Consider the following 26,840-nt stretch of genomic DNA (forward strand, 5'->3'; position numbering starts at 1 on the left):
CGCATGTTCGGCGCCCCCTACACCGGCTACCTCTCCCTCCTCTTCCTCCTCGGCGTCCTCATCATGGTCTTCATCGACTCCCCCCTCACCCTCCTGGTCACCCTCGTCGCCTGCGCCCTCATGGTCGTCGGCTGGTACGCCTGCCGCAAACAAATCCACGAAATCGCCGAAGCCCGCGACGGCTTCACCGGCATGTCCCCCGTCATCGCCAACCGGACTCCCATCCGCTAGCAGGTCCAGCCATGAAGCCACAAAATTCCCTGAGCCCCCAAACGCACCGGCCGCCGACGGAAAGCCAGACGACGGACAGCTGTGAGGACGGCTGCTTCTTCTGCACCGGACCGGAAACCGACTAGGCGCCACCCTCTGTTCCGCTGCATCCAGCGGAAATTCCCAGGCACCCTCACCCACCACACGTAAACCAACCAAGAAGACAAGAAGTGATGACAACGGAGTCCGCAGCAACCATGACCGCAACCGACACGCAGCCGTCCGAAGGCGACACCATCAACCAAGGCCCCCTACAGCCCACCCCCGCCACTGTCCGGGAGAACCTGAACGGCGGCAAGGCCCTAAAGTCCGCCGGGCACGTGATTGTTGACTCCCTCGCGGCCCACGGCGTCGAACGAACCTTCGTTGTTCCCGGCGAGAGTTTCCTGGACGTCCTCGACGGGCTGCACGGTTCTGACATCGAGACCGTGGTCTGCCGCCATGAGGGCGGCGCCGCCTACATGGCCGAGGCCGACGGCAAGATGAACCAGCGTCCAGGCGTCGCCATGGTCACCCGCGGACCCGGCGCCGCCAACGCCCATGTTGGCCTGCACACCGCGTGGCAGGACTCCACGCCTATGCTGCTGTTCGTAGGACTGATCCCGTTCGCCCACCGGGACCGCGAGGCATTCCAGGAATTTGATATCAAGGCCTGGTTCGACACGGGTGCCAAGCGCGTGATGGTCCTCGACCATGCCGAACGGGCGTCCGAGATTGTCGCGGAAGCCATGTTCGCCGCAATGAGCGGACGGCCGGGCCCGGTGGTGGTGGGCCTGCCGGAAGACATCATCCGCCAGCAGGTGGATCCGGCCCTGCACCCCACCATTCCGGTGGCTGCAGGCGGAATGAGCACCACGGATGCCGAAGCACTCGCCGGCGCCCTTGCACTTTCCAAGAAGCCGCTGTTTGTCACCGGCGGCAACGACTGGACCCAGGCAGCGGCAGACCAGCTCACCGAATGGCTTGAAAAGCAGCACATCCCGGCCGCCGCGGAATGGCGTACGCAGGGAACTGTCTCCTTCGACTCACCGTCCTACGTTGGTCCGATCGGCTACGGCCGGCCCCGCCCCACATACGACCTCCTGCAGGAAACCGACCTGCTCGTCTTCGTCGGGACAGTCCCCGGGGATGTCATCACGGATGGTTTTGTCTGCAGGCAGGACTGGAACAAGCAAAACTTCCTGGTGACCATAGACCCTTCGCTGCGCGGACGCTCCGGTCCCGTCTCGCGGCAGATCCTGGCAAAACCGGACGCCTTCGTCCGCGATCTGGTTCAGATCGACTTGCCGCCGAAGGAGGAGTGGAAAGCGTGGACTGCCAGGATGCGCAGCGAGCAGACGTCCTTCGCCGATCTGCCCCCGGCCACGCCGGGCGACGGGCCGGCAAAGATGGACACCCTGATGGCCAACCTGGTTCCGCGGCTCCCCGAGGACGCCATGGTTACTTTCGGGGCGGGCGAGCACACTAACTGGGCGCACCGGTACTTCCCCACGCGGCGCTACGCCTCAATGATCAGCGCCAGAAACGGCTCAATGGGCTACTCCATCCCGTCGGCCATCGCGGCCTCGCTGGCCAGCCCGCGGCGACGGGTGGTCACGATCGCGGGAGACGGGGAGTTCCTGATGAACGGCCAGGAGCTGGCCACCGCCGCTCAGTACGGTGCCACGCCGCTCATCATCGTGATGGACAACCAGGAATACGGCACCATCCGCACCCACCAGGAACGGCACTACCCGTCCCGGGTTTCGGGCACGCAGCTGAAAAACCCGGACTTCGGCCTCATGGGCCAGGCTTTCGGCGGCTTCGGAATCACGGTCACCCGTGACGAGGACGTGCCAGCAGCCCTCGACGCCGCCCTCCAGGCCATCGACCAGGATGGGGTGTTTGCCCTCATCCATCTCATTGTCGAACAGCGGGTTAGGGCCTACTGAAACGTCCGGAACATCGTGGCGGGCCGACGTATTTAATGAAACTAGGCCCACGTGGCACCGCCGGGAACTGAGTACCACGCGTAACGGAAGCGGACGACGGCGGGACCTCCCGCCGTCGTCCGCTTGCGGTGGGTGCCGCTCCCCGACATTGCCGGCCAGCCAAGCTTCTCGTAGAACGCAGCAGAAGCCGCGGTTTCGTTGACAGTGAGGCTGAGCGAAGCGCCGAGTTGCAGGCGGTACTCCTCCTCGGCACGGAACCCGTCTGGGCAGCCATCATCGGAATCACCATCGCCCACGACAGCGTAGGGATCGCGGGGTGCTGCGGCATCGCACTCATACTCACCGGCGCCGTCTGGGGCCGCTCCGTCGAACGAAACCATCGCTCCGCAAGGCAGGAGTCACCGGTGTTGGGGTTCCGGAGCTACCAGGTGGTGGCTTCGGAGCGCGAGGCGAGCCATCGGTAGTCGAACTGCCCGGCGCGCAGCTGGGCCCGGTAATTCTTCAGGATCTCCGCCCGGTCCTGTTCGTCTGCGTCGGTGGTCATGGCATGCCGTTACCCGCCAGACGCTGAACGGGTGCGCTGGCCGTGCGTGGCAGGTAGTTTGATGGCATGACGGCAAGCTACAGATACGACGTGGAGATCCTGCATCTGCTCGTGTCGCCGGCACACGCCTACTTCGGCCGCGCACGCGAGGGTGCGGCCGACGTCCCCACCACCGATGCCGACCAAGTCGAGCTGGTGACGGGCAAGGGCATCGTGGGTGACCGGTTCTTCGGCAAGGCCGCGCATATGGATGCCGCCGTCACCGTGTTCGCCGTCGAGGCTCTCGAAGCCATCGCCGCGGAGCTGGGGGCCGAGCGCTTTGACCCGCTGCTGACACGGCGCAATGTTGTCCTCAGAGGTGCCCACTTGGCTCCGCTGCTGGGCGGGGAGTTCGCGCTGGAATCGCGCGGGGAACTGGTGCGGTTCAGAGCCGGGCGGCCGGCCCACCCTTGTGCCTGGATGGATCAGATGCTCGCTCCGGGCGCCCACAAGGCCATGCGCGGGAGGGGAGGCGTGCGCTGCCAGCCGCTCTCCGACGGCACTCTGCACCGCGGGCCGGCTGTGCTGATCAGCCCTGTGCCGCTGGACCCGGGGAGTGCCGGCGTCCCCACCCTGCTGCGACCATCGCGGCTGCCATAGCAGTCGGCAAGGGTAGCCTCTAACGGAAGTACCGCCGTCGTCCTCTAACGTTCCGCGGTGACCGCCGGGACGGCGGCTGTGCCAGTGTCCTCCTCAGACTGCTCGGGTGGCTCCGGCTTGTAGACCCACGCCACGAGCACCACCGAGATGATCACCAGCAGGAACCATGCGCCCAGCTTGTCGAGCGAGACCATGTGCCAACCGTTCAGCTGGCTCGGGTACAGCCACGCGCCGGACCAGGTGGCGATGTTCTCGGCTATCCAAATGAACAGTGCCACGAGCAGAAAAGCGGCGACCAGGGGCATCCGGAACTTCCTGCGGAACACGCGGAAGTGCATGACGCACCGTCCGAAGATGACAACGACGGCGGCCAGCAGGACCCAGCGGACATCGAAGATGTAGTGGTGCGTAAAGAAGTTCAGGTATATCGCGGCCGCCACGATCGCGGTGACCCACCGCCGCGGATACCGCGCGAAGCGCAGGTCGAAGAGCCTGTAGACACGCACCATGTAGGAACCGACGGCGGCGTACATGAAGCCGCTGAACAGCGGGACCGCTCCGATACGCAGAAATCCCTCGGCCTCATACGTCCACGACCCGACGTCGGTCTTGAACAGCTCCATGACCGTTCCGACCAGGTGAAAGAGAACGATCACCCTAAGCTCCCGTACGGTCTCCAGCCGCGTAACGACCATCAGAATCTGGATGACGACGGCGGCGAGGGTCAGGAAATCGTTCCTGGCAAGTGCGGCCTCGTCCGGATACCAAAGGCGCCCCGCCAGGATGACTGCGAGGAGCGCCGCGCCAAAGATGCACGCCCAGGCCTGCTTGAGGCCGAAGACCGCAAACTCGATGAGCCTGGAACGGATGCCGCTGGCGGGGGCATCATCCAGGTATCGATGTGCACGTTCATCGATACGGTGTTCTACGGACGTGAAGCTGCGCATTGGTACCCCGTTCCCCCGCCACGAGTGGCAATGTGTGTGACCTGAATCGCCGCAGGCGAGCGCATAATGCAGTCGAGTGGCGGTGACGCGCATTCCACGGTAGCCGAAGCCTGGACGACGGCGGGACCTCCCGCCGTCGTCTGCCTGCTTGAGCGTTGCGCCGGACACTTTTGCTCCGGGGCTTCGTAATATTCGAACGGCCCAGCGCCGGCGCAGCTGGATCATAGACAGACTGGTCTGTCTCTAATATGCTGACGCTCCCGATGGCGTGCACTCGCTTAGCCATCACCGGAAGAAAAGAGCCGCGATGTCAGAAGTGGTTGCGCTGGGAGCCAAGAGTGCATGGCAACGCCCCGCTAACAGAACACCTGGCTGCACATGCCCGGACTGGCGGTACACGCCCAGGCAGGCCAGGCCGACCGACCCCGGCTGTTCGCAGCACGGAGAACTTCACGCCGCCTGAAGGCACCATTTAGCATCCTCGACCCCGGGCATGGGCGGTCGGGCATGCGACGACTGGTCCTGCCCTCAGGCTGCACCGCTCCGCCGGGGTCCGGCTGCGGCCCGGCGGAGTGCCCGGCCAAGGGTGCGGAGCTCGCCTGCCGGTAACGGCCGGGATTCCTGCTCCCGCGCCGACGCCGAACGCCCTGCCGCAGGTTTCGACCGGCTGCCCGGGCAAAGGTCGGCGATGTGTCCCATGCCGGCGTACTCTCGCACCGCGGCTATGCCGGCAACAGCCGCCGGCTTGTCGTCAAAGGCCTTGGACACAGCCATGACCGTTCCATCGGGTGCTGTGAGCCGGAATCTGACGTGCGATTGTGCGTCAATGAACAGTTCAAACAAACCGGCCATAGGTGTCCTCCCGTTCTGCGGGCTCCTGCCCGGGCGGCGACCCCGCCGCGAAAGGGTCCGACGGCATCCTTGCCGCCGGACCCCTTGAGGCGACGAAGCCCCAATTGATCGATTCATCAAGTGATCAACAGCTTGCCTTAGGCAACCAGCCGCGCGCAAGAGCCGACGGGCAACCCCGAGGAAAGACCCAGCCAATTCACAGCTGCGCCCTGCAACCGGACGGAGCCATGGGCAGCGATGTCAGTGATTCCGGTCGAGCGCCTCGAGGAGTCGCTTGACCGAGCCGCCGAGGTTCCATTCGGTGGCCAGCCGCTCGAGTTCGGCGCGAGAATCGCCGACGACAGGGCGCAGCTGCGCGCCCGCCTCCTCGAGCGTCGGCAGCTCGAGGTCACGGACGATGTTCACGACGGCGGGCGCAACCGTGAGGTAGTCGGTGGCCGCGGCGAGCTTCGACCGCACGGATGCGGACAGACCGCCTTCCGCGTCCGCCGCAGCCGCGAGCAGCCCGTCGAGCGTTCCGTACTCCAAGAGCAGAGACGCTGCGGTCTTCTCGCCGATGCCGGCGACGCCCGGTAGCCCGTCCGAGGCGTCGCCGCGGAGCGTTGCATAGTCGGCGTACTGCTCGGGCAGCACGCGGTACTTGCCGACGACGACCGCGTCGGTCATGATCTCGAGGTTTCTCATGCCGCGCGCGGTGTAGATCACCCGTACCTGACGGGCGTCGTCGACGACTTGGAAGAGATCGCGGTCGCCCGTCACCACATCGACCGGAAACTCGGCGTGGCTGGCGTAGGTGCCGACGACGTCGTCGGCCTCATGTTCGGCGGCCCCCACGACGGCGATGCCGGCGAGCTCGAGCACCCGGCGGATCATCGGAATCTGCGCCTGGAGCGCGTCCGGCACGATCTCCACGTCGGGGGATCCCTCAATCACCTCTGCGACTCGGTGCGACTTGTAGGTAGGAATGAGGTCTACGCGCCACTGAGGACGCCAATCGTCGTCCCAGCAAGCAACGAGGTGCGTCGCACCGTAGTCGGTGGTGAGCCGCGCGATCATGTCGAGCAGGCCTCGAACGGCGTTCACCGGCGTGCCGTCGGCGCGGCGGATCGTGTCGGGCAAGCCGTAGAAGGCGCGGAAGTACAACGACGCAGTGTCTAGCAGCATTAGGCGGTGGGGCATAACCGATCCTGACACGGATGCGCCCGGTCGCGCTGGACCGGCGCAGTTTAAAGTGCGGGCCACCTGAACCATTGGTATGACTCCGGGGAGCCATGCGCCCAACACGGCCAGCGCACTGGCCCAGGTTGTTCTCTGCCGTTTCCGGCCCGCACCGTCGGGATGACAGGACTTGAACCTGCGCCCCTGCCCCAATCAGGTGCTGCCAAACCGCGATACATCCCACTGACCCGGCGGAAGCCGCCGTGCCGGTCTAATTATTATGCGGACCCATCGCCGGGTTCCGCAGGGGCAGGCACATCCACGGACCCCCGTGCCGCCTTTTTACGTTATGGGGCAGGGACAGCAGGGAGAGCGGCTTCATCCCAGGTGCTTCCGACGCGTCGGGCTTTGTTAATGTCCGCTGGCGGCTGCATCCTTGGAGCATGGATGCCGTCCGGATGCTTGGCGGGCGGGGCCTGCCCCGGCCCCGCTGGGGTGTGCGAAAGCGCGCCACGGCCACTGCCGTCTTTGTCGTGGCCGTGGCGCTCCTCATTGGCGGCCTTACCCTGCTGGTGGCGCTGCAGACGTCGCTGGTCGCCGCTGCCGAGGCCGCCGCCCGGGGGGAGGCCGAGGAGGTCGCCGCCCAAATCTCCGGCCAGGGCCTGGACGAAGGGCGCCGCTTCATTGAGTCTGCCGCGCACTTTGGGCAATATGTCCAGATTCTGGATCCGGAGGGGTCGGTCCTTGCATCCTCGGTGCCTGCCGCGGCGGCAGCTCCGCTGACCGGTTTGCGCCCGGACGATGGGAAAACGCTGATTGAGGACGTACCCGAGCTGCCCAGCCTCGGTGACGACGACGACTTCCTGGTCGTGGCGACCGGAGTCCGGAGCGACGGCGTCCTCCGCACAGTGGTGGTGGCAGCCACAGTCCAGGTTGAGGCCAACACCCTTGCCACGGTGTCTTGGTTTGTGCTCGGCGCCACGCCGCTGTTGTTGACGCTGGTGGGGATCGCCGTCTGGGTGCTGGTGGGCCGGTCCCTTCGTCAGGTCGAGAGAATCCGTGACCAGGTGGCCATGATCAGCGCCCGCCGCCTGGACGGACGGGTGGAAGTCCCGCCCACCGCCGATGAGATGCAGGCTCTGGCGCAGACAATGAACTCAATGCTGGACCGGCTTGAGGCAGCCGACCTGGAACAGCGGCGCTTCGTCTCGGACGCCAGCCATGAGCTGCGCAGCCCCCTCGCCACCCTCAGCGCCGGCGTGGAAATCGCAGCGGCCGATCCTTCCGGACGTACATGGGAGGAGATGAAGTCGGTCCTTGCCGGCGAAACAGCCCGGATGCGGTATCTCGTTGAGGATCTGCTCACGCTGGCCAAGACCAACGACGGAGGGCTGCGCCTGGAGCAGGCCGATGTTGATCTGGACGACGTCCTTAACGGCGAAATCGGCCGCCTGCGTTCCACGAGCCTGCACCGGATCGAGGCACGCCTGGAACCGGCACGGATTACCGGCGATGCCCGCAGGCTTGCCCAGGTGATCAGGAACGTCCTGGACAATGCTGACCGGTACGCCAAGTCCGTGATTGCCGTCGACGTTCACAGTGCCGAGACTCAAGTCGTGATAACCATCGATAACGACGGGCCGCCCGTGCCTGCCCCAGACCGGGAGCGGATCTTCGAGAGGTTTGTCCGGCTTGATGACAGCCGGTCCCGGGAACGAGGCGGAAGCGGCCTGGGACTTGCCATCGCCGCCGCAGTAATGGCCGCCCACCACGGCTCGATCGGGGCGTCGGAAGCGCCAGGGGGCGGATGCCGCTTTGAAATGGTCTTCTCCCACGCCGCGCCGGCCAGCGAGAGCCGCACCGGCAAGAAAGTCTCGCGCTAACTCCACCCAGACCCGTAGTCTCACAGGGCTATTCCATAGCGGTCCTGTCGGCGGTGAGCAGATATCCCATGCCCCGCACGGTCGTCAGGGTCTGCACACCGAACGGGACATCGATTTTCCGTCGGAGGTAGCCAATGTAGACCTCCACGACGTTCTCGCCGCCTTCAAATGCCGTATCCCACACGTTGTCCAGAATCTCGCCCTTGGAAACCACTTGGCCAGGCCGTCGCATCAGGTATTGCAGCAGCGCGTACTCCTTGGCGGTCAGCACAATCGCTGCCTCGCCGCGTTGCACTTGGCGACTTGCCGTGTCGAGGCTCAGGGATCCCAGCTCCAGGACAACGGGCCGCTCGGGCGCTCCGCGGCGCATCAGAGCCCTTATCCTGGCGACCAGGACGAGGAAGCTGAACGGCTTGGTCAGGTAGTCGTCCGCTCCCAGGTCAAAAGCGTCTGTCTCGTCATACTCGCCGTCTTTGGCCGTCAGCATCAAAACGGGCGTCCAGATTCTGCGGCCGCGGATTTCTTTCAGCACGTCGTAGCCATTCTTCAATGGCAGCATCAGATCAAGCAGAATCACGTCGTAGGGCTTCTCCGTCGCAGCCCATACCCCACTGACCCCGTCGTGGACCACGTCCACCACGAATCCTTCGTTGGACAGCCCGCGGCGGACGGTATCGGCCAGCTGCTTTTCGTCCTCGACCATGAGAATCCTCACGCCTGCACCGTCCACTCATTCTCGAAATTTTCCTGACAGAGAGTTTGCCCTGCCCTTGCGACAAGGTTTCTCAGCTTGCTCTCATGTTCGGTGCACGATGCTGATCATGAGACCGGTAACCCTGTACAGGAAAGAATGCCACCCATGTACCAGATCATGCGTCAGGCCGCCGGACCGAGAAGGACCAACTAGAGGAAGAGAACGTCTGTGGCAAACATACGATGGCTTCTGGTTCCCAACCCCGAATGGGTCCTGATGTACCGGCGCGGCCTCACCCGCGGGCAAATCTCCGAGCAGACGGGGGCGCCGATATCGACAGTGGGTTACCACCTGGCCGCCGCAAGGACCGACGATCCGACGCTCCGTGAGGAGCACTATGCCGCCGCCAACGGCAACCCTGCCAGAGCAACCCGACGAAGTGTCCAACGCATGAACGACCTCGTCAGCATGGTTCAGCAAACAGGCCGGTACCCCGCCAGCAACGCGTCCGAAGTCTCCGAACGCAGCCTCGCTGCATGGCTCCGCCGCCGCCGCCGCGACGCTGCCGCGGGATCCCTTACCCGCATGCTCGATGACGGCCTCAGCGTCCTGCCGGACTGGAAGAACTCCCCCAGGGCGTAGGCCGAGGCGGCGTATCCGCAGGACGCCCCGGGGGCGTTCCTGCTACCTGCATGCTTTGTGAATGCCTATTGTCACGCATTCAGATAATTAGTATTGTGCGCCCAACTGGACTTTCGTCTGCATCAGGCGGCGCCGGAATTGGCGCTGCCGTCAGGGGCTCCGCCCCGTCCATTAAGGCGTCTAATCACCGCACTCGCCGCCAATACGGAACACAGGACGCCACGCATCCATTCAAGGGAGAACCTGATGCTAGGCACCAGAAGCCGCCTCGCCGCCGTCGCTCTTACCGTCGCTCTCATGGCCATAGCCGCCCCCGCGCAGGCAGCCCCCGCCACACTCGTCAGCACGGGGCCGGGAATCCTCGTCGCCGACGGCGCCGCTGTCGATGTTCCCGTCACCTTCGTGTGCGACACCGACCCCGCCCTGCTCATCGCAGTACCCGTGGTCCAACTCACCCAAAGGGTCAGCGACGGCCGGATAGCCGGTGGCGGCGGAAACGAACAGATCAACTGCACCAGGAAGGCCCAAACCGTCACCATAAGGATCGTTCCCAATGTTATGGCGTTCAACGAAGGCCCCGCCGCAGCTTCGGTCTTTCTGCAGACCTGCAGCGCGCAGTTCCAGTGTTCCACCGTCATTAGTTACACCGAAATTACACTCGCCAAACAAGCCGACGCCGGGCTGCGCCAACGATAAAAATGCCAAGGACAGCCGGGCTCAGCCTTCCGTTGCGGACCCAAAGCTCAGGAGCACCTTGCCGGACTCAGCCGAGTTGCGGGCCACAGCGAATGCCTCCAACGCCCGGCTGACCGGGAACTCGTGGGTGATGACCGGTTCGATGTGAAGAGTGCCGTCAGCCAGTGCGGCGATGACGCCGTCGATCTCGTCGTTGAAGCGGAAGGAGCCGCGCAGTTCGAGTTCCCGCGTGATGGCCAGGGAGATCAGGACCGGCTGGGGACCTGTGGGCAACAGGCCGACCATCACCACCGTGCCACCGCGCGCGGCGCCCTGGATGGCGGACGCCAGTCCGTGGTGGTTACCGGAGGACTCAATCACCACATCGGCCTCGACGGCGGCGATCGCCTCCGCGTCGGAGGCGGCCAGGACCTCGTCGGCACCCACGGCCGTGGCGATCTCGAGCGGTTTCTCATGCATGTCGACGGCGACGATCCGGGCTGCGCCGGCCCGTTTGAGGACCGCCACAGCCAGCGCGCCGATGGGCCCGCTGCCGATCACGAGCGCCGTCTTGCCCGCGACGTTCCCGGCCCGGGCCACCGCATGCCATGCCACGGACGCCGGTTCGATCAGCGCAGCGGTACGCAGGTCCAGGCCTCCCGGGAGCGCACGGAGCATCCGCACCGGCAGGTTCACGTAGCGGCTGAACGCGCCGTCGGTGTGAGGGTAGCGGGCTGCGCTTCCCAGGTAGGTGCAGCCGGGCGAGAGGTTGGGCCGGTCGGCCGGATACCGCGCCGCACCGGCACGGGGCGTGGCCGGATGCACCGCGACCGGCGTTCCCGCCCCGGGGCCGGTTCCGTCCGCCGCGGCGCGGACCACGGTCCCGGAAATCTCATGGCCGAGCACCAGCGGGGCCTTCAGGATGGATTCACCGGCTGCGCCGTGCAGCCAGTAATGCAGGTCGGAGCCGCAGATGCCGCCGTAGTGGACTTCGACGACGGCCTCATCCGCGGCGGGCGCCGCAAGCGGAACGTCGTCGATCCGCAGGTCGCCCTTGGCGTGGGCAACGACCGCCGGTCCAGAGACAGGGAGGGCCGCGTTGGTGGGGACCGTTGGCGGTCCCATCAGACCACCACCGTCATTCCGCCGTCGATGAAGATCGTCTGGCCGTTCACGAAATCCGAGCCGCTGGAAGCCAGCCAGACAGCCGGCCCCGCCAGGTCCTCGACTGTGCCCCAGCGGTGCGCCGGGGTCCGGCCCAGGATCCAGGCGTTGAATTTCTCGTCGTCCACCAGATTCTGGGTCATCTCGGTGTGGATATAGCCCGGCGCAATCCCGTTGATCTGCAGCCCCGAACCCGCCCACTCCGCGGTCATCGCCCGGGTCAGGTTCCGCAAACCGCCCTTCGCCGCAACGTACGGCGCGATCGTGGGGCGGGCCAGGTCCGTCTGCACCGAACAGATGTTGATGATCTTCCCGCGCCCGCGGGGAATCATGTGGCGGGCTGCTTCCCGGCCCACCAGGAACGCACTGGTCAGATCCGTGGAAATCACCCGCTCCCAGTCCTTCACATCCAACTCCAGCAGCGGCACCCGATGCTGGATCCCGGCATTGTTGACCAGTATCTCAAGGGGACCCACGTGCTCCTCCACCCACGTGATGCCCCGCGCGGCCTCGGCGTCGCTGGTGACATCAAACGCGATGCTGTGCACCCGGCCGGGCGCATAATCGGCGGCCATCGCCGCCTCCGCGGCCTTGAGCCGTTCCGGATTGATGCCGTTCAGGACCACGGTGGCACCGGCGTCAGCCAGTGCCCGCGCCAGCGCGTTGCCGATGCCCCGGCTGGAACCGGTCACCAGGGCCACCCGCCCGGTCAGGTCAAAAAGTGAATTCATGAAAAGAGCAGCTCCTTCGCCGCGGTCTGCGCGGTAGTCGCGGTTGGTGGTTCCTATGTATCGCGAACGTACACTTGTGGCCCTCGCGGCCAGGGCCGCAAGTGCCCGTTCGCACTGTTGTCTAGAAGGGCCCGCGTTGCACCAGATTCGCCGGAGTCTGCCCGGCGGCGAGGGCTTCGAGCTGCTGCCGTAGGAGCTTCAGGATCCGTGGCTGGAAGGCGGACGCGTTGCCGCCGATGTGCGGGGTGATCAGGGCGTTCGGTGTTGACCACAGCGGGTGGTCCTGCGGAAGCGGCTCTGGATCAACGACGTCGAGCGCGCATTGCAGCCGCCCGGAAAGGACTTCCTTGGTCAGCGCAGCAGTGTCCACCACCGGACCGCGCCCCACGTTCACCACCAGGGCTCCGTCCGGCAGGGCAGCCAGAACCTCTTCGCCGATCAGCTGATGGGTCTGCTCGCTCAGGGGCAGCACGGTGACCAGAATGTCGTGCGTAGCGGCGAGCGCGGGCAGCTCCGACGATGCGTGCACCTCGCCCTGCTCGTCAGTCCGGGCCGCACTCCCCACCCGGGTGACCGTGACCTCGAAGGGCTCCAGACGGCGGGCGATCTCATGCCCGATCCCGCCGACGCCTACCAGCAGCACACGCCTGTCAGCAAGGGACTGGCGCCGCTCCGGCCGCCAGAGGCCGTACTGCTGGTCGCGGACAGCCTGGTCGATGCCGCGCAGCTTAGCCAGGATCAACCCCACGGCCAGCTCCGCCGTCGCCGCCGCATGGACGCCGGAGGCACTGGCCACACCGGCCGCCGGACCGGCCGCTTCGATAACTCCGTCATATCCGGTCGACTGCGTCTGGACGAACTTCAGGTCTTCAACCTTGGCGAGGGATCCCAGAACAGCAGAGGCGTCGATGTAAGGGAGGATGACGCCGTCGATCTCGCTCAGCGTCCCGCCGTCGGGATCCGACTTCAGGTCCCAGACCACCCCTCTCAGGCCCTCGGGAAGGGGTGAGAGATCGGCGAGAAGCTGCGGGTCGGGAAAGCTGACGGTGCGGACTGTTTGCATCGGAAAAACCTCTCGGGTCTATGGGTCTGGGGTGTGCTGGGCGGCCGGGGCGGTGCTTGCCGGGGCCGACGCGGCTAGCGCCGGTCGAACGTGAGCCCGCCGGGGACCTGGAATGTGGGCATGATTTCCAGCATGCCCACATTCACGTGCCGGGGCGTTTCGATGGCGTAGTCCATGGCGTTGACGATGTCGTCGGTGGTCAGGGACTCGTAGCCTTCGTAGTACGTCTTCCACGCCTCTTCCATGGCTTCCGGCGTGCCTCCCATGTTGCGTCCGAAGATCTCCGTTTCGACGCGTCCGGGGCAGATCTCCGTGACGCGGATGCGCTTGCCCACGGTGTCGTTGCGCAGTTGCCGGGAGATCTGGTGCACCGCCGCCTTGGTGGCGTGATAAACCGTGTGGCCGTAGAAGTTATAGACACCGGCGATGGAGCTGATGTTGATGACGTGCCCGCGGTCGCGTTCCACCATGCCCGGCAGCACCAGCCTTGTCAGCTGGAGCAGGCCGCGCAGGTTGACGTCAATGAGTTCGTCGATGTCGCTCTCGCTGGAGTCCAGGAGGTTTCCCGGCCGGGACACTCCGGCACAGTTCACCAGGACATCCACCTCAAGATCGCCGACGGCGGCAGCCAGCGCCGCCGTGTCGGTCAGGTCGACGACGTGGGGAATCGCCCCGGTCTTGTCGGCAAGGTCGTTCAGGCGTTCCTCGTTGCGGGCCACGGCGTGGACGGTGAGTCCCCGCTTGGCCAGGCGTTCGACGATCGCGGCACCCATCCCGGTGGAGGCACCGGTGACGAGGGCTGTTGAATAATCTGAAAAGGGCATCGAAGTCTCCTGGTTGGTTTGCAATGCTGTGCTTGCCGCTGCGTAGTGGTGCAAGCACGGGGGTGGTCCGTGGTTAGGCGTCCCGGAGCGGCAGGTGCGCCCGGTCCTTGACCGTGCTGACGGCGGCAAGGGTGCCCAGCGCGGTGATGACGGCGTAGAAGGCAGGCATGTAGATGTTGCCGGTGGATGAGATCAGCCAGGTCATCAGCAGCGGTGCCGTGCCTCCGAACAGTGCGGAAGAGATGTTGTAGCCCAGGCCGTAGGCGGAGTAGCGCACCCGGGTGGGGAACAGTTCCACGATCAGGATGTGGATCACCGCGGTGTGGCCGGCGAACACGACGGCCATGATGCAGGTGCCGAGGATCGCCAGTGCCATGTTGCCGGTGGCGATCAGGGCGTAGGAGGGAATGCCAAGGACTGCCATGGCGATTGCAGACCCGGCGATGACCTTCTTGCGTCCGATCCGGTCGGAGAGGGCGCCCATGAAAGGAATGGCGATGCAGATGACCACCAGGCTGCAGGCGGTGACCAGCAGGGCCTGACCGATGGTGAAGTTAAGCTGCTTGCCCTTGAGGAAGGTGGGCATGTAGGAGAAGAGGACGTAGTAGCCGGAACCGTTCATGAGCGGGATGAACAGGGCCAGCAGCATAGCGCGCCGATGTTCGGCGGAGGCGAAGGCTTCCTTCAGCGGGTTCTTGGACAGCCCGCCTTCTTCCTTCAGCTTCACGAAGTTGGGGGTGTCGCTGATGGCCTTGCGGATGTACCAGCCGATGACGCCCATGGGGATGGCGATGAGGAACGGGATGCGCCAGGCGAAGGCGCCGAAGCCGCCGCCGTCGATCGCAGCTGCGGTGAGCCACGGGGACATGGAGAACGCTACGAGCGTACCGGTGAGGAGGGCCGCAAAGGATGCGATCTGTGCGTAGGAGGTGATGATGCCGCGCTTGCCTTCCGGGGCGTGCTCAGCGAGGAAGGTCATGGCGCCGGCGGCTTCACCGCCCACGGAGAAGCCCTGCAGCATGCGCAACAACACGACCAGCACCGGTGCTGCGATGCCGATGGCCGAGTACGCGGGCAGGAGCCCTATACCGGCGGTGGCGGCGCTGATCAGCAGGATGACGAAGACCAGTAGTTTCTGCCGCCCGATCCTGTCGCCCAGGAAGCCGCAGACAACGGCTCCGAGGGGGCGGACGAAGAAGGACACGGCGTAGCCGGCGAAGACAAACAGCAGGGCGTTGTCCGGGTTGCCGGGCGCCAGGAAGACGAGGGCAAGCGTTCCGGCCATGAAGGCGAAGATGCCGTTGTCGTAGAGTTCCACGAAAATGCCGACGCAGCCGGCAGTGACAACTTTGCGGGTCTGCTTGCCGCTGAGCCGTTCTTTGTGCGGCTGGGCCGCGTGCGTAGAAGTTGACATGGCTTTCCTTACTAAGGGGAATGGTAACAAGGCTTTTGATCTGATGGGAGGGCGCTTAGCTTCCGGCTGCCGGTGCCAGTTTTGGCCAGCCGGGCTGGTTGCCGATGCCGAGGAGGGAGAAGACCGTGCCGACCGTGGAACGGAGGTTCTCCAGATCCCGCAGAGCCGCCCGGTACTTCGCTGTAGCTTCGGGAACGGTGGTCTTGCGGAAGGTTATGGTGTGGCCCGGGCGGGCCTGGGCGAGCACGTCGAGCGAGCGGCTGGTAACCACTGCAAGGACGGGGTAGCCGGCGGTGACACCGCGGCCCCGGTGCAGCACCAGGAGTTCCTCCCGGGACGGCACTTCGATGGCTCCCACCGGGACGCCGCGGGACAGCACTTCGGCTGTGGACTGGCGTTCGGGAAGGGCGCCGCCGAGGCGAAGACCGATGTGGTTGCTCCGGGCACTGACGGTGTATTCGGTGTTGAAGAGCAGTTCGGCGGTATCGCCGAACTCGTCAACGTCGGGGCCGTCCGTGACATCAATGACGGCGTGGCTGCTGAACTCCGGCCGGGACAGTCCCAGCCGGAACAGCGGCAGGTCGAAGTACGGCTGCCGTATCGGGCCGACGCTCCGCGAGGTCTTGAGTTCGGTGCCCTGGGAGAGCCGCAGGCCGAAGCCGATGACGGTGTCGGGGGCGCAGCTTCCCAGCAGGATCGGCGCTTCCACCGAGCCATGGACGGCAACGTAGGCTCTGAGGCCTCCGGTGATCTGGCGCAGTGCAACGGTTTCCCCGGCGCGGACGGACACCGGTTCCCATTGCGGGCATTCGCGGCCGCCGACCGTGAGGGTAAGGGGCGCGCCGGTGACGGCAATGAGAATGTCCGTAGTGGCGCGCATCCGGAAGTCCAGGGCGGTTACTTCCAGCAGCGGAGCGTTCTCCTCATTGGCGGTGAGGATGTTCGCCGCGCGTGCCGAGAACTGGTCCAGCGCGCCGTTCACGGGCAGCCCGAACCGGGGTCCCCGGAAGCGGCCCAGGTCCGTGACCACCGAGTGGCCGGGCTGCTGGATGATCAATGAGCCGGTCATCGTGCCGCCTCCATTTTCCGGCCTGCGTAGCTGGCGAACTCCTCGGGCTGGATCTGGCGGAACCTCAAGATGTCGCCGGGGACGTAGGGAACAAGGGGTTCGCTCGTGGCGTCAAGAACGGTCAGGGGCGTCTGGCCTATGACGCACCATCCGCCGGGCGCCACGGCCGGCGCAATGACTGCCTGCCGGCCCGCGACGGCCACAGCTCCTGCCGGAACGGACAGGCGGGGGTCCTTCAGCCGCGGGACCGGGAGCGGAAAGTCGGGTCCGTCCATCATGGGTGAGCCGGCGGGCGCACCCAGGCAGCGGATGACGTAGGACTTGGCCGTGTGAAGCTCGATGATCTCCTCGACGGAGAGCTGCTCATGTTCGGCCACGCGCTCCAGGTCCGGGCCGTACTCGCCGCCGTAGACAACCGGGACGCTGAACTCGCGGGGAGTCCGGGCGGGCGCACCGATGAAGTCGAGCTGGCGCAGGCCGAGCAGGACGAAGGCCCGGACCTGGCGCGCCGAGGTGACGCCGGGGTCGAATTCCACGAGCAGTGAATCGTACGTCGGCACGGCCCCGTGGACGCCGTCGGCCCCTGCGGCCTCCAGCCATCCGGCAAGGGAATGTACGGTGCTCCAGTTGGCCTCACTGTCCGGGGAAGACGCGACGACCCGAAGGGCGGCGTCACCGGACTCGAAGATCTCGACCGGAGTTGGGGTTGGGGTGGGGGCCATGTCAGGCAACCTTCAGCTTGGCGGCCAGAACCTGGGCGAGCGGGGCAATGGTCACGCCGGCGTTCTCCAGTTCAGCTCGGACCTGCCGGGCCAGCAGAACGGCGCCGTGGGTGTCTCCGTGCAGGAGTACCGTGTCGGCGACGATGGGCAGATCGGTGCCGGCAACGGTTTCGATGAGCCCTTCGCACACCATCCGGACGGTGCGGTCCACGATGGTCGAAGGATCGTGGATGGCGGCGCCGGGGCGGCCGCGCGGCACCAGGGTGCCGTCAGCCTCGTAGGCCCGGTCGGCGATGCCCACGATCCCCACCGGGAGCCGGCGCGCAGTGGCTGCGGTGGCCAGTTCGCCGTCCTGGGCCAGGACGATCAGGCCGGCGTTGATGCGGGCGGCGGCGTCAGCCACGGCTTCGGCGTAGTCGGCGCGGGTGGCAACGAGGTTTCCCAGCCGGCCGTGCGGGGCAATGTGGGCCACGCTGGCGCCGTGATAGGCGGCGAAGGCAGTCAGCGCGCCGAACTGGTAGAGGACGTCGTTGCGGACCTCATCCGCCGTCAGGTCCATGGCGCGCCGGCCGAAGCCGCGGAGGTCCGGGAAGCTCGGGTGTGCTCCGATGCTGACCCCGAGCCGAACGCATTCGGCGACGGTCGCGTTCATGATGTCCGGGTCACCGGCGTGGAAGCCGCAGGCGATGTTGGCGCTGGAAACCACCTCGAGGAGGGCAGCGTCGTCGCCCATCGAGTAGGCGCCGAAGCCTTCTCCGAGATCTGCTACGAGATCAACTGAGAGTCCCATGTGAGCCTTCCTGGAGTGTGAGCTGCAACGTTGCCCCGCAGGGCGACGTGGTCAGCTGCCGGTAGTGAAGTGATTGTCCCGATCCGGCCCTGAAGGGGGCTTCCGACGGGACGGCCCGAACTGCCGGGCTTCCATAAAAAAGTCTGGCACCGCGAGTTTGATCACACAAAGACGTAATCCATGTCACGGGATAGGTGCCGGTTATGACGGGTTTGCCGCCGGCACGCCTGCAGGGGTGACCGCAGCACGGCGAGGCAGCGCCTCCAGGGCCGCCCAGGGTGGCGGATCTCCCGTTGGTTAGTGCTCTCATTTGTCACCTCTTTCTCCAACGTAGGCTCCGCACTTGCGTTGCGGGACGGCGAATTCATTCAAGGTACGGAGCGCATATTTCGGAAATGTAAAAAAGCGATATCCATTTCCACGAGACCGCTTCTATGCGAAATGCATCTGATGTCATCATGGAATTGCATGTCACCGGAGGGGATAGAATGTACGATTAGTGAAATAGCGTTCTGGGTTCAACCTAGTGTCAGCGATGTGGATCACACAAAGACGTATTGCGTATCCCTCCACAGCATCCGGTTATGACCGTCCCTGGGTTCAGGACGCCGCAGAGAGAGAAGGCGGCCATGGATACGCGGAAGCTTGCGTACTTCGTCCAGATCGTGGATTCGGGAAGCATCACCAAGGCTGCGGCGGCGCTGCACGTTGCCCAGCCAGCCCTGAGCCAGCAGGTTTCGGCTTTGGAGACTGACCTCAAGCAGCGCCTGCTGATCCGCAGCAAGCAGGGGGTCCAGCCCACAGCCGCCGGGCACACCCTATACCGGCATGCGCAGTCAATCCTGCGGCTGGTGGCGCAGGCGCGGCAGGACGTCGCCAAGTCGGGGGCCGCGCCATCGGGTCGCGTGTCCATTGCCATCGCGCCCTACAGCATGGCGTCGAGCCTGACGCCGCAGATCATCAGCGAGGTGGGCCGCCGGTACCCCGACATCATCCTGCATGTCACGGAGATTTACGGCGGCGTCCTGAGCGAAGCCATCAAGAACGGCCGGCTCGATATGGCCCTCATCTACGAGCCGGGCCCTATCCGCGGCGTCCAGTTCACCACGATGATCGTCGAAGATCTGCACCTGGTGGTCAACGCCAAGCGGCTGGAGTCCGGGTCCGCGATCGGCGAGATAACGCTGGAGGAGGTGGCACACTTCGGGCTCTTCCTCCCCGAGAAGATCCACACGCTGCGGCAGGCTGTCGAGGCAGGTTTCGACAGCAAGGGGCTCAAACTCCAGCTGGTGGGCGAGGTGGAGTCGGTGCCGTCCCTGACGCGGCTCCTCCGGGCCGATCTGGGGGCCACGATCCTGCCCAAGTCAGCCGCGGACGCGCTGTTCCATGAAGAAGACTTCTATGTCTTGCGGATCGTGGATCCGGCACTGCAGTGCAAGATCGCGCTTTGCACGCCGGACCACGACCCCCTCTCGGAGGCGGCGTCGGCGGTGCTGCTTGTGCTGAAGGAAATGCTCCAGGAAATGCTCAGCGATAAGTATGGCCGCCCATAGCTTTGGCTTATTAGGGCACGCATCATTTGTCTTAGTAACTGGGCGCCGGGGATTCTAATATTGGTGGCAAGCCAAGAAATTGCAGCGAATCAATTTTCCGCAAACAATCAACCGGGAGCCTGCCATGAAAAAGATCAGCACCACCAGGAGAATTTCAGACCCGAGACTGGGACTGATGGCTAAAACCGGGTCCCATTGCCCGACCAATGGCTTCTGGCGCCCCCAGGACCGATCCGCTGACCCGGTCTTTGTTTTCGAGGGCAGCATCATGCCGGTCAGCGGCGGCGGTTCGACGGTCTGGTACCTGGACGATGCCGTCTTCGGCGCCCCTGCTTATTCGGTGCCCCACGGGGGTCTGATTAGCGGCTGACTGCACCGTCAGCTGCAAAGCACGCTCAACTGCGGGCGCCGCCGCACAGTTATCCGTACGACGGCGGAGCTGCCGCGGCTTGGGCGGCCACCCCGCCCGCGCTGAGGGACCCTCGCGGAGCCGGCGGCACGCGGCCGTTCCGCCGGCCGATGTGCTGCAAATTCTCTTTTATCAGCGGAGGTTCAACGAGGGCCCGCGCAGCGGCGACATCGGGTGCGGGGAGGACTCTGGGCAGGGTGCAGCTTTCGATGCTTGGCTCCGCCGGCTCTACACCGCCCCCGGGACCGGCAACCTCATCGCCATGGATTCGAGGGCACGCCTGTTCCCGGCACACCATCGAACTCCACACCCCCACCGGCCACAGGCACTACTCCACCGCGCCGCCGCTGCCCGGAATTGTGCTGCGCGAAGCAGGGTAACCCGAAGCAGGGTAACCCGCACGGCCACGCCCACCACCGCAGCCGTCGAAGCACGGCAGGAGGACCGCCGCCGCAGAATACGAGCCTCAGGCGGGGCAGAAGACTGCCCCGCCTGAGCCAATGCCGGCACCTCCCGGGCACCGCTGCCGCGATGTGACTATGTGTGCTCTACGAGCAGCCCCTTGGCCCTCAGAACCTCGGTGAGGTTGCACAGATCGATGGTGGTCCCGCCAGCCTGGTAGAGGCGGATGAGGTCGCGCTCGGCGTCGTCGCGTTCCTGCGAGAGGCGGATGACTTCCTCGATCTCGTCCTTCCTGACGACCACCACACCGTCCGCGTCGCCGCGGAGGACGTCACCGGGATAGATGATTTCGTCGCCGAAGACCACAGGGTGGTTGATCGGGCCGATCGTTTCCTTGACGGTGCCTTTGATGGAGACGCTGCCGGAGAAGACGGGCAGCCCCAGTTCGATGAGGTCCTGCGTGTCGCGGACGCCGGAGTCCGTCACCAGGCCGGCGAGGCCCTTGGCCTTCATGGCGTTGCCGAGGACGTCGCCGAACGTTCCGGCCTCCTCGTACTCCCCTGCCGCGGCCAGGATGACGTCCCCGGCCTCGGCGTAGTGGATGGCCACCTGCAGCATGAGGTTGTCCCGAGGAGCGCAGCGCACAGTAGTGGCCGGACCGCAGAAGGACATGCTCCGGTCGATCGGCTTGATCTTGGAGCTGAGGGCGCCCTTGCGGCCCTGTGCCTCGTGGATGGTGGCGGACGAGAACTTGGCCAGGCGGCTTACGGCGTCGGCGTCGGGTCGTTCGATGGTGGTCTTGACGTGAATCACGGCGTTTTTCCTTCGGTGGGTGTGGATCAGTTGAGGGCCTGGACGGCCTTGTCGATGGCGGCGATGGACTCTTCGATGATGTCGAGGCTGGTCGCGTAGGAGATGCGGAAGTAGGGGCCCAACCCGTAGGCCGATCCCTGGATGACTGCCACGGAAGCGGCCTCAAGAAGGTAGAGGGTGAAGTCCTCATCGTTGCCGATGACTTTTCCCTCGGCGGTCGTCTTCCCGATGACCCCCGCACAGTTGACGTACGCGTAAAAGGCGCCTTCCGGCGTCGTGCATGACAGCCCGCCGACGGCGTTCAGTGCGGTGACTGCCACATCGCGCCGGCCGCGGTAAACCTCGACGCTGTCATGCACGAAGCTCTGGTCGCCCGTGAGGGCGGCGGCGCTGGCGGCCTGGCTTACCGAGGACGGGCAGGATGAGATTTGGGACTGGAGCTTATTGATTGCGGCGATCACCGGGGCCGGTCCTGCCGCGTATCCCAGCCGCCAACCGGTCATGGCGTACGCCTTGGACACGCCGTTGACCACGAGGATGCGGTCCCTCAGTTCCGGGGCCACCTCCACCAGGCTGGAGATCCGGCCGGTGCCGAAGTAGATCTGGTCATAGATTTCATCGGTCAGGACGTAGATGTGCGGAAAGTCCGCGAGGACGTCGGCGAGTGCGCGCAGTTCCGCCCGGGAGTAGACGGCGCCTGTGGGGTTGGACGGCGCATTCAGGATGATCCACTTGGTCCGCTCGTTGAGGGCGCCGCTTAGGGCTTCCGGTGTGAGCTTGAATCCCACGTCCTCGCCGCAGGGAACCACTACAGGCGTGCCTTCGTTGGCGAGCACCATGTCCGGGTAGGAGACCCAGTAGGGGGCGGGTACAACCACTTCGTCGCCCGCGTCCAGGGTAGCCATGAAGGCCGTGAAGATGACCTGCTTGGCGCCGCCGCCAACGGTGATCTCGGCCGGGGTGTAGTGGATGCCGGTGCGCATCTCGAGAGTCTGGAGGATCGCCGTCTGCAGGGCGGGCGTTCCGGTGACGGAGGTGTACTTGGTCTCGCCCCGGCTGATGGCCTCAACGGCTGCCGCCTTGATGTGCTCCGGGGTGTCGAAGTCCGGCTCACCGACCGTCAGGTCCAGGATCCGGCGCCCTTCTGACTTCAGCTCACGCACGCGGGCGGCGGCGGCCACGCTGGCGGATTGCTTGATGCGGGACACTCGCGATGCAGGTACAAATTCAGACATGGTCTCTTCCTAGGGATTCAGGAGGGAGCGATATTTGCTTCCTTCGACCCTAGGGAATCCGGGCGGCTATGGATAAGACCTAAACTGCGTGGACGGATAAGCGTCTCTTATGGCCTGCGGCAGTCATGGCGTCGGTCCTCGGCTGTGTACAGCGCGAGACCTCTGCTTTTGGCCCCTAGCCAAGGCCGAACCCAAACTTTTTGATTATGGCTCCACGCACTATTGGTATTTCCGCGGGGTGGCCATCCCGTCTAGCCTTCTACGTAACCGGCCCCGACTGGCGCGGCCGTTTTCCGGGTCGGCTCGCGTGCCGACGCGGACCGACTCCAATCCGAACCGAGGAGTGCTCTTGGCCGTTCTGCACCGCTCCGACCGCCCGGAGGTTGCTCCGACACCGGAATCACGTCGGCGGCGTGCCCGTACCGGCTCGTACCGCTACCAGGGAACACCAAAACCCGACCCAACTGCTGTCCAGGCTGACAGGATACGGAAGTTGCTCAGGGAGGACCGGCAACGGATTTCTTTCAACGCCAGCAGCATGCGCGCGCTCTCCGTCCGCCTAAACCAACAGATTGCCCAGGCGCTCTGTGACGGCATGAGGATCACGGGCCTGGCAGAAGCCTCAGAACTCTCCCGCTGGACAATCCGGACAATCGGCCTGTCGTCCGAGGACCTGCTCCCGTCCGGACTGCCGGCCGGGCAGCACCTTGCGGTGATCAGCCAGTTGACGTCCGAGTTGGCCGAGCTTGAGGAGTCGAAGGCAATCCTTGAGGAAAGTCGACTGACCCTCATGGCTGCGGCACGCCGGCTTGGCGTCATGGATGACTACGAGCTCGCGGCTCTGAGCGGACTCCAGCGCGATACCGTCCAGAAAATGACAGGGTGCCGTCGGCCGGAAACCGGTGTCCTCCCGGCGTAGGCGGGCCCTGATCCGCTATGCGGCGGAGTCCGGGTTCCATCCTGGTCCGCCCTCGCGGACCAGGATGGAACTGCCCTATCGCAAAATCACAGTGCGGTTGCCGAGCAGCAGGATTCTGCCCTCGCAATGCCAGCGGACGGCGTTGCGGAGGGCCGTGCATTCGGCGTCCCGGCCGACCGCGACAAGGTCGTCGGCGGTGTACGTGTGGTCCACGTCGATGACCTGCTGCGAAATGATGGGGCCCTCATCGAGTTCGGCGTTGACGTAGTGCGCCGTGGCGCCCACGGTCTTAACGCCCCGGTCGTAGGCCTGGTGGTAGGGCTTCGCACCCTTGAAGCTGGGCAGGAACGAGTGGTGGATGTTGATGGTCCGTCCTGCGAGCTTGGCCGAAAGCCCGTCACTCAGGACCTGCATGTAGCGGGCCAGCACCACGAGCTCCACATCGAGGCCGTCGACGAGTTCCAGAAGCCGGGCTTCGGCGTCGGGCTTCGTGTCCTTGGTGACCGGCAGGTGGAAGAACGGGATACCGTGCCACTGGACCAGCCCCTCCTGCTCGCGGTGGTTGGAAACCACGGCGACGATCTCCACCGGGATGTCGCCCGTGCGTGCCCTGAACAGCAGATCATTGAGGCAGTGGCCCATTTTGGACACCATCACCAGGACGCGGCGCTTGCGGCCGTGCGGCTCCAGCTGCCAGTTCATCTTCCACTTCTCCGCCACAGCCGTGAAGTCCCGGCGCAGCTCCTCCGTGCTGAAGGACTCCTGCGCCGCGGGATCCTGCGCCCCGGGCTCCTGCGGAGAGGAGAAGTGGACGCGCATGAAGAAGTGACCTTCCCCCTTGTCCCCGTACTGCTTGATGTCGATGATGTCGCAGCCGTGGCTGAGCAGGAATCCTGAGACCGCGTGGACGATGCCAGGCGACTCGGCACAGTCGACGGTCAGGACATGCTCGACCGTTGCGGCACGTACCTCAGCTTTCGGTATGGGACTGTTCAGGGTTTGGGCAGTGGTCATTTGTACAGTGCTCATTTCTTCACGTTCCCAAGTTCCCGCCCGGTGGCCTCGTGCGCCAAATCCTGGGTGAGTTCGGCCTGGAACGTTGCATAACGCGCCAGATGGGCGGGGCGACGGCGCAGCACCAACCAAGCGGCGCCGAGCACGATGAACCAGACAGGCGTGACCAGGAGTGCCGTGAGGGTGTCCGGCTGCGTGGTCAGCGTCCAGAGCACAAAGGCGAAGAACGCGAAGACCACCCAGACCATGGGGACGCCGCCAGGCATCCGGTACTTGGACGCCTCGTGCAGGTGCGGGCGGCGCCTGCGGAAGGCCAGGTAGCTGGCCAGGATGATGGACCATACGAAAACGAAGCAGACAGCCGACACGGTGGTCACCATGTCGAAGGCTTTGCCGATGTCCTGACCCGCGTACATCAGCACCACGCCGGAGAGAAGCAGAACGCAGGAGAGAAACAGGGCATTCTGCGGAACCTTGCGGCGCGAGAGGGCACCGAAGACGGACGGAGCGTCGCCTTCCTGGGCCAGCCCGTACACCATCCGCGAAGTGGAGTAGATGCCGGAGTTGGCCGAGGACATGGCCGAGCTGAGCACCACCAGGTTCACCACGGTGGCGGCGGCGCCCAGGCCCGCAAGGGAGAACATGGCGATGAACGGGCTGTGGCCGGCCTGGAACTGGGTCCAGGGGGTGACGGACATCAGGATGATGAGGGCGCCCACGTAGAAGAGCAGCACACGGATGGGGATGGAGTTGATGGCCTTGGGCAGGTTCTTCTCCGGGTCCTTGGCCTCTGCGGCGGTGGTGCCCACGAGCTCAATGCCCACGAAGGCGAAGACTGCGATCTGGAAACCGGCCACGAATCCCATGAACTCGTTCGGGAAGAAACCGCCGTGGCTCCACAGGTTCGTGAAGGTGGCAGGGCCGGCGTCGGACTGGAACCCGCTGAAGATCATGAACAGGCCCACCACGATCAGCGCTGCGATGGCGATGATCTTGATCAGTGCAAACCAGAACTCCGTCTCGCCGAACGCCTTCACCGTGGTGAGGTTCAGGAGCAGGAGGATGGCCACGGTTGCCAGGCCCGGGATCCACAGCGGCACCGAGGGCCAGAGTTCCTTCGAATAGCCCGCTATGGCGATGACGTCCGCGATGCCTGTGATCACCCAGCAGAACCAGTAGGTCCAACCCGTGAAGAAACCGGCCCAGGGACCGAGGAGGTCCGCCGCGAAATCGCTGAAGGATTTGTAGTTCAGGTTGCTCAGCAGCAGTTCGCCCATGGCCCGCATGACGAAGAACAGCATGAAGCCGATGATCATGTAGACGAAGATGACGGAGGGCCCTGCCGCGGAGATGGTTTTGCCCGAGCCCATGAAGAGGCCTGTGCCGATTGCGCCGCCAATGGCGATCAGCTGGATGTGCCGGTTGCTGAGCTGCCGCTCAAGATGCGGCGTTTGCTGGGAAGTTACGGTTTCAGTTGTCACGTGCTGCTCCTCGAATCAATGCTGGATGGAGTGCTGCTGAGGTTGACGCCTGGTCTGGCCCTCCGGGAACCGAATCAAGGCTGTTGAAGCTGTAGAGATGGATGCCCGCGATGTTGCCGGGGTCCCTTTCCAGCCCGGTCACCAGGCTTTGTGGCGAGTAGCTGTCACCACTCAGGAGTTTGCGGGCCAGCGGGCCCTTGCGGCTAAGGAACTTCAGGGAACTCCCGACGCCGATCTGCGTCGCCAGCGAGACCAGCTTGGTCCGCGGAACAGACCCTGCCACGCCGGCCCAGACGGGAAGCCGCACGCCTTCGCGGCGCAGGAGCGCCGCGTAATCAAGGATTTTCGGCGCGGAGAAGCACATCTGCGTGACAACGTGCGAAGCCAGGTGCTGTTTGGCCAGCAGCGCGTCCAGCACGTCCACGGGACCAGCAGAAGGGTGGCCCTCCGGGTAGCCCGCAACGCCTGCCCGCATCGCGCCGCCGGAGTACTGCGCGATGTCCTCCAGAAGCGGAAGGGCGGACTCGTACGGGCCAGCTGGACTCTTCCGGTCTCCGCCGATCACGAACACCTCGCCGATGCCGGCAACGCCGCAGTCGCGCAGGATTCCGGTGAGGTCAGCGCGGCTATGCAGGCTACGCCCCGCGAGATGCGGGATCACTTTGTAGCCGAGCACGCTCAGCTGTACCGCCGTGCGCATGGTCCGCTCGATGCCGTGATGGGGCAGGCATGTCACGGTGAGCGTTGTGGTCAAGGGCACTTGGGCCTTGACCCGCTCAACGATTCCCTCTGAAGGGATGATTTCTATTCTGATGGGGAACATCTTTGGTCCTCTCTGAACATCAGGGTGGTGGGTCCGGAAGGTCAGGCCGTGCCTGCGAGCAGCGAGCTGGCTTCCTGGCGGGTGCTGCCGGAGCTTTCGATGTGTGCCAGTTCGGCGGGGATTTCCCAGCCTTTCTTGCGCATCGCGGTGGCCCAGAGCCGGCCGGCACGGTAGGAGGA

General features: G+C 65.1%; 27 protein-coding genes and 2 pseudogenes. 9 read left to right on the forward strand and 20 right to left on the reverse strand.

Translation table 11 applies throughout. From position 1 onward, the window contains the following. Positions 1–231 (forward strand): annotated as a pseudogene (locus LQ144_RS19845) (L-asparagine permease); the annotation flags it as partial. A gap of 212 nt (positions 232–443) precedes the next feature. Further along, entirely contained in the window at positions 444–2,201 is a 1,758-nt protein-coding gene (locus LQ144_RS19850; RefSeq protein ID WP_230120671.1) for a thiamine pyrophosphate-dependent enzyme, read from the forward strand. 41 nt (positions 2,202–2,242) lie between these two features. Here LQ144_RS19850 and LQ144_RS19855 read toward each other — a convergent pair whose 3' ends face one another. Beyond that, a complete protein-coding gene (locus LQ144_RS19855; RefSeq protein WP_230120673.1) occupies positions 2,243–2,581 on the reverse strand; it encodes a GNAT family N-acetyltransferase in 339 nt (112 codons plus the stop codon). A 41-nt stretch (positions 2,582–2,622) separates the two neighbouring features. Beyond that, positions 2,623–2,745: a hypothetical protein gene (locus LQ144_RS23020; protein WP_290369796.1), complete on the reverse strand. Its 123-nt coding sequence runs from the start codon at positions 2,743–2,745 to the stop codon at positions 2,623–2,625. 66 nt (positions 2,746–2,811) lie between these two features. Between LQ144_RS23020 and LQ144_RS19860 the strand changes: the two genes are divergently transcribed. Beyond that, positions 2,812–3,384, forward strand: a complete 573-nt coding sequence (locus tag LQ144_RS19860; RefSeq protein ID WP_230120675.1) for an MOSC domain-containing protein — start codon at positions 2,812–2,814, stop codon at positions 3,382–3,384. Positions 3,385–3,428: 44 nt separating this feature from the next. Here the strand turns inward: LQ144_RS19860 and LQ144_RS19865 are convergent, their stop codons facing one another. The 3 genes from LQ144_RS19865 to LQ144_RS19875 form a co-directional block, all read right to left on the reverse strand. After that, the gene (locus LQ144_RS19865) at positions 3,429–4,331 is read right to left on the reverse strand and encodes a DUF817 domain-containing protein (protein ID WP_230120677.1); all 903 of its coding nucleotides are present in this window, start codon (positions 4,329–4,331) and stop codon (positions 3,429–3,431) included. 528 nt (positions 4,332–4,859) lie between these two features. Then, positions 4,860–5,300: a DUF1508 domain-containing protein gene (locus LQ144_RS19870; protein ID WP_354962180.1), complete on the reverse strand. Its 441-nt coding sequence runs from the start codon at positions 5,298–5,300 to the stop codon at positions 4,860–4,862. A 123-nt stretch (positions 5,301–5,423) separates the two neighbouring features. Beyond that, positions 5,424–6,362 carry a 5'-3' exonuclease H3TH domain-containing protein gene (locus LQ144_RS19875; RefSeq protein ID WP_230120681.1) on the reverse strand — a complete coding sequence of 313 codons (939 nt, stop codon included), beginning with the start codon at positions 6,360–6,362 and terminating at the stop codon, positions 5,424–5,426. A gap of 422 nt (positions 6,363–6,784) precedes the next feature. Between LQ144_RS19875 and LQ144_RS19880 the strand changes: the two genes are divergently transcribed. Next, a complete protein-coding gene (locus LQ144_RS19880; RefSeq protein ID WP_230120683.1) occupies positions 6,785–8,224 on the forward strand; it encodes an ATP-binding protein in 1,440 nt (479 codons plus the stop codon). 28 nt (positions 8,225–8,252) lie between these two features. On the opposite strand, the gene LQ144_RS19885 is transcribed toward LQ144_RS19880, so the two are convergent. After that, positions 8,253–8,939 carry a response regulator transcription factor gene (locus LQ144_RS19885; RefSeq protein WP_230120684.1) on the reverse strand — a complete coding sequence of 229 codons (687 nt, stop codon included), beginning with the start codon at positions 8,937–8,939 and terminating at the stop codon, positions 8,253–8,255. A gap of 207 nt (positions 8,940–9,146) precedes the next feature. Here LQ144_RS19885 and LQ144_RS19890 point away from each other — a divergent pair, with 207 nt between their 5' ends. Together LQ144_RS19890 and LQ144_RS19895 are read left to right on the forward strand one after the other, a co-directional pair. Next, the gene (locus LQ144_RS19890; protein WP_230120686.1) at positions 9,147–9,560 is read left to right on the forward strand and encodes a hypothetical protein; all 414 of its coding nucleotides are present in this window, start codon (positions 9,147–9,149) and stop codon (positions 9,558–9,560) included. Between the two features lie 246 nt (positions 9,561–9,806). Beyond that, positions 9,807–10,256: a hypothetical protein gene (locus LQ144_RS19895; RefSeq protein ID WP_230120687.1), complete on the forward strand. Its 450-nt coding sequence runs from the start codon at positions 9,807–9,809 to the stop codon at positions 10,254–10,256. Positions 10,257–10,277: 21 nt separating this feature from the next. Here the strand turns inward: LQ144_RS19895 and LQ144_RS19900 are convergent, their stop codons facing one another. The 8 genes from LQ144_RS19900 to LQ144_RS19935 all read right to left on the reverse strand — a co-directional run bounded on the left by LQ144_RS19900 (position 10,278) and on the right by LQ144_RS19935 (position 18,012). Next, positions 10,278–11,360 carry an L-idonate 5-dehydrogenase gene (locus LQ144_RS19900; protein ID WP_230120689.1) on the reverse strand — a complete coding sequence of 361 codons (1,083 nt, stop codon included), beginning with the start codon at positions 11,358–11,360 and terminating at the stop codon, positions 10,278–10,280. Beyond that, entirely contained in the window at positions 11,360–12,130 is a 771-nt protein-coding gene (locus LQ144_RS19905) for an SDR family oxidoreductase (protein WP_230120691.1), read from the reverse strand. The genes LQ144_RS19900 and LQ144_RS19905 overlap by 1 nt, the downstream gene beginning before the upstream one ends. 121 nt (positions 12,131–12,251) lie before the next feature. Continuing rightward, positions 12,252–13,193: a 2-hydroxyacid dehydrogenase gene (locus LQ144_RS19910; RefSeq protein WP_230120693.1), complete on the reverse strand. Its 942-nt coding sequence runs from the start codon at positions 13,191–13,193 to the stop codon at positions 12,252–12,254. A gap of 74 nt (positions 13,194–13,267) precedes the next feature. Further along, a complete protein-coding gene (locus LQ144_RS19915) occupies positions 13,268–14,017 on the reverse strand; it encodes an SDR family oxidoreductase (RefSeq protein ID WP_230120695.1) in 750 nt (249 codons plus the stop codon). A 73-nt stretch (positions 14,018–14,090) separates the two neighbouring features. Next, complete coding sequence (locus LQ144_RS19920) at positions 14,091–15,431, reverse strand: MFS transporter (protein WP_230120697.1); 1,341 nt, start codon at positions 15,429–15,431, stop codon at positions 14,091–14,093. 55 nt (positions 15,432–15,486) lie between these two features. Further along, positions 15,487–16,500, reverse strand: a complete 1,014-nt coding sequence (locus tag LQ144_RS19925) for a biotin-dependent carboxyltransferase family protein (RefSeq protein WP_230120699.1) — start codon at positions 16,498–16,500, stop codon at positions 15,487–15,489. After that, positions 16,497–17,222 carry an allophanate hydrolase subunit 1 gene (locus LQ144_RS19930; RefSeq protein ID WP_230120701.1) on the reverse strand — a complete coding sequence of 242 codons (726 nt, stop codon included), beginning with the start codon at positions 17,220–17,222 and terminating at the stop codon, positions 16,497–16,499. Before LQ144_RS19930 ends, LQ144_RS19925 begins: the two co-directional genes overlap by 4 nt. Position 17,223: 1 nt before the next feature. After that, positions 17,224–18,012 carry a 5-oxoprolinase subunit PxpA gene (locus LQ144_RS19935; protein WP_230120703.1) on the reverse strand — a complete coding sequence of 263 codons (789 nt, stop codon included), beginning with the start codon at positions 18,010–18,012 and terminating at the stop codon, positions 17,224–17,226. A gap of 629 nt (positions 18,013–18,641) precedes the next feature. On the opposite strand from LQ144_RS19935, the gene LQ144_RS19940 reads away from it, so the two are divergent. Next, positions 18,642–19,565: a LysR substrate-binding domain-containing protein gene (locus LQ144_RS19940; protein ID WP_230120705.1), complete on the forward strand. Its 924-nt coding sequence runs from the start codon at positions 18,642–18,644 to the stop codon at positions 19,563–19,565. A gap of 124 nt (positions 19,566–19,689) precedes the next feature. Continuing rightward, positions 19,690–19,935 (forward strand): hypothetical protein, encoded by a 246-nt coding sequence (locus tag LQ144_RS19945; RefSeq protein WP_230120706.1) that lies wholly within the window; start codon positions 19,690–19,692, stop codon positions 19,933–19,935. Positions 19,936–20,511: 576 nt separating this feature from the next. Here the strand turns inward: LQ144_RS19945 and LQ144_RS19950 are convergent. Both LQ144_RS19950 and LQ144_RS19955 read right to left on the reverse strand, forming a co-directional pair. Beyond that, on the reverse strand, positions 20,512–21,189 hold the full coding sequence (locus LQ144_RS19950; RefSeq protein ID WP_230120708.1) for a 4-carboxy-4-hydroxy-2-oxoadipate aldolase/oxaloacetate decarboxylase: 678 nt from the start codon (positions 21,187–21,189) through the stop codon (positions 20,512–20,514). Between the two features lie 26 nt (positions 21,190–21,215). After that, the gene (locus LQ144_RS19955; RefSeq protein WP_230120710.1) at positions 21,216–22,424 is read right to left on the reverse strand and encodes an aspartate transaminase; all 1,209 of its coding nucleotides are present in this window, start codon (positions 22,422–22,424) and stop codon (positions 21,216–21,218) included. 538 nt (positions 22,425–22,962) lie between these two features. Between LQ144_RS19955 and LQ144_RS19960 the strand changes: the two genes are divergently transcribed. Continuing rightward, positions 22,963–23,343, forward strand: coding sequence for a hypothetical protein (locus LQ144_RS19960; RefSeq protein ID WP_230120712.1), 381 nt, complete (start codon positions 22,963–22,965; stop codon positions 23,341–23,343). Positions 23,344–23,418: 75 nt separating this feature from the next. On the opposite strand, the gene purU is transcribed toward LQ144_RS19960, so the two are convergent. The 4 genes and pseudogenes from purU to LQ144_RS19980 form a co-directional block, all read right to left on the reverse strand. After that, a complete protein-coding gene (purU, locus tag LQ144_RS19965) occupies positions 23,419–24,357 on the reverse strand; it encodes a formyltetrahydrofolate deformylase (RefSeq protein ID WP_230120717.1) in 939 nt (312 codons plus the stop codon). A gap of 11 nt (positions 24,358–24,368) precedes the next feature. Next, positions 24,369–25,838, reverse strand: a complete 1,470-nt coding sequence (cycA, locus tag LQ144_RS19970) for a D-serine/D-alanine/glycine transporter (protein WP_230120714.1) — start codon at positions 25,836–25,838, stop codon at positions 24,369–24,371. Continuing rightward, entirely contained in the window at positions 25,828–26,661 is an 834-nt protein-coding gene (locus tag LQ144_RS19975; RefSeq protein WP_230120715.1) for a methylenetetrahydrofolate reductase, read from the reverse strand. Before LQ144_RS19975 ends, cycA begins: the two co-directional genes overlap by 11 nt. Before the next feature lie 41 nt (positions 26,662–26,702). Continuing rightward, a pseudogene (locus LQ144_RS19980) lies at positions 26,703–26,840 on the reverse strand (lipoyl synthase); the annotation flags it as partial.

The organism is Arthrobacter sp. Bi83 (assembly GCF_918698095.1).
GTDB lineage: Bacteria > Actinomycetota > Actinomycetes > Actinomycetales > Micrococcaceae > Arthrobacter.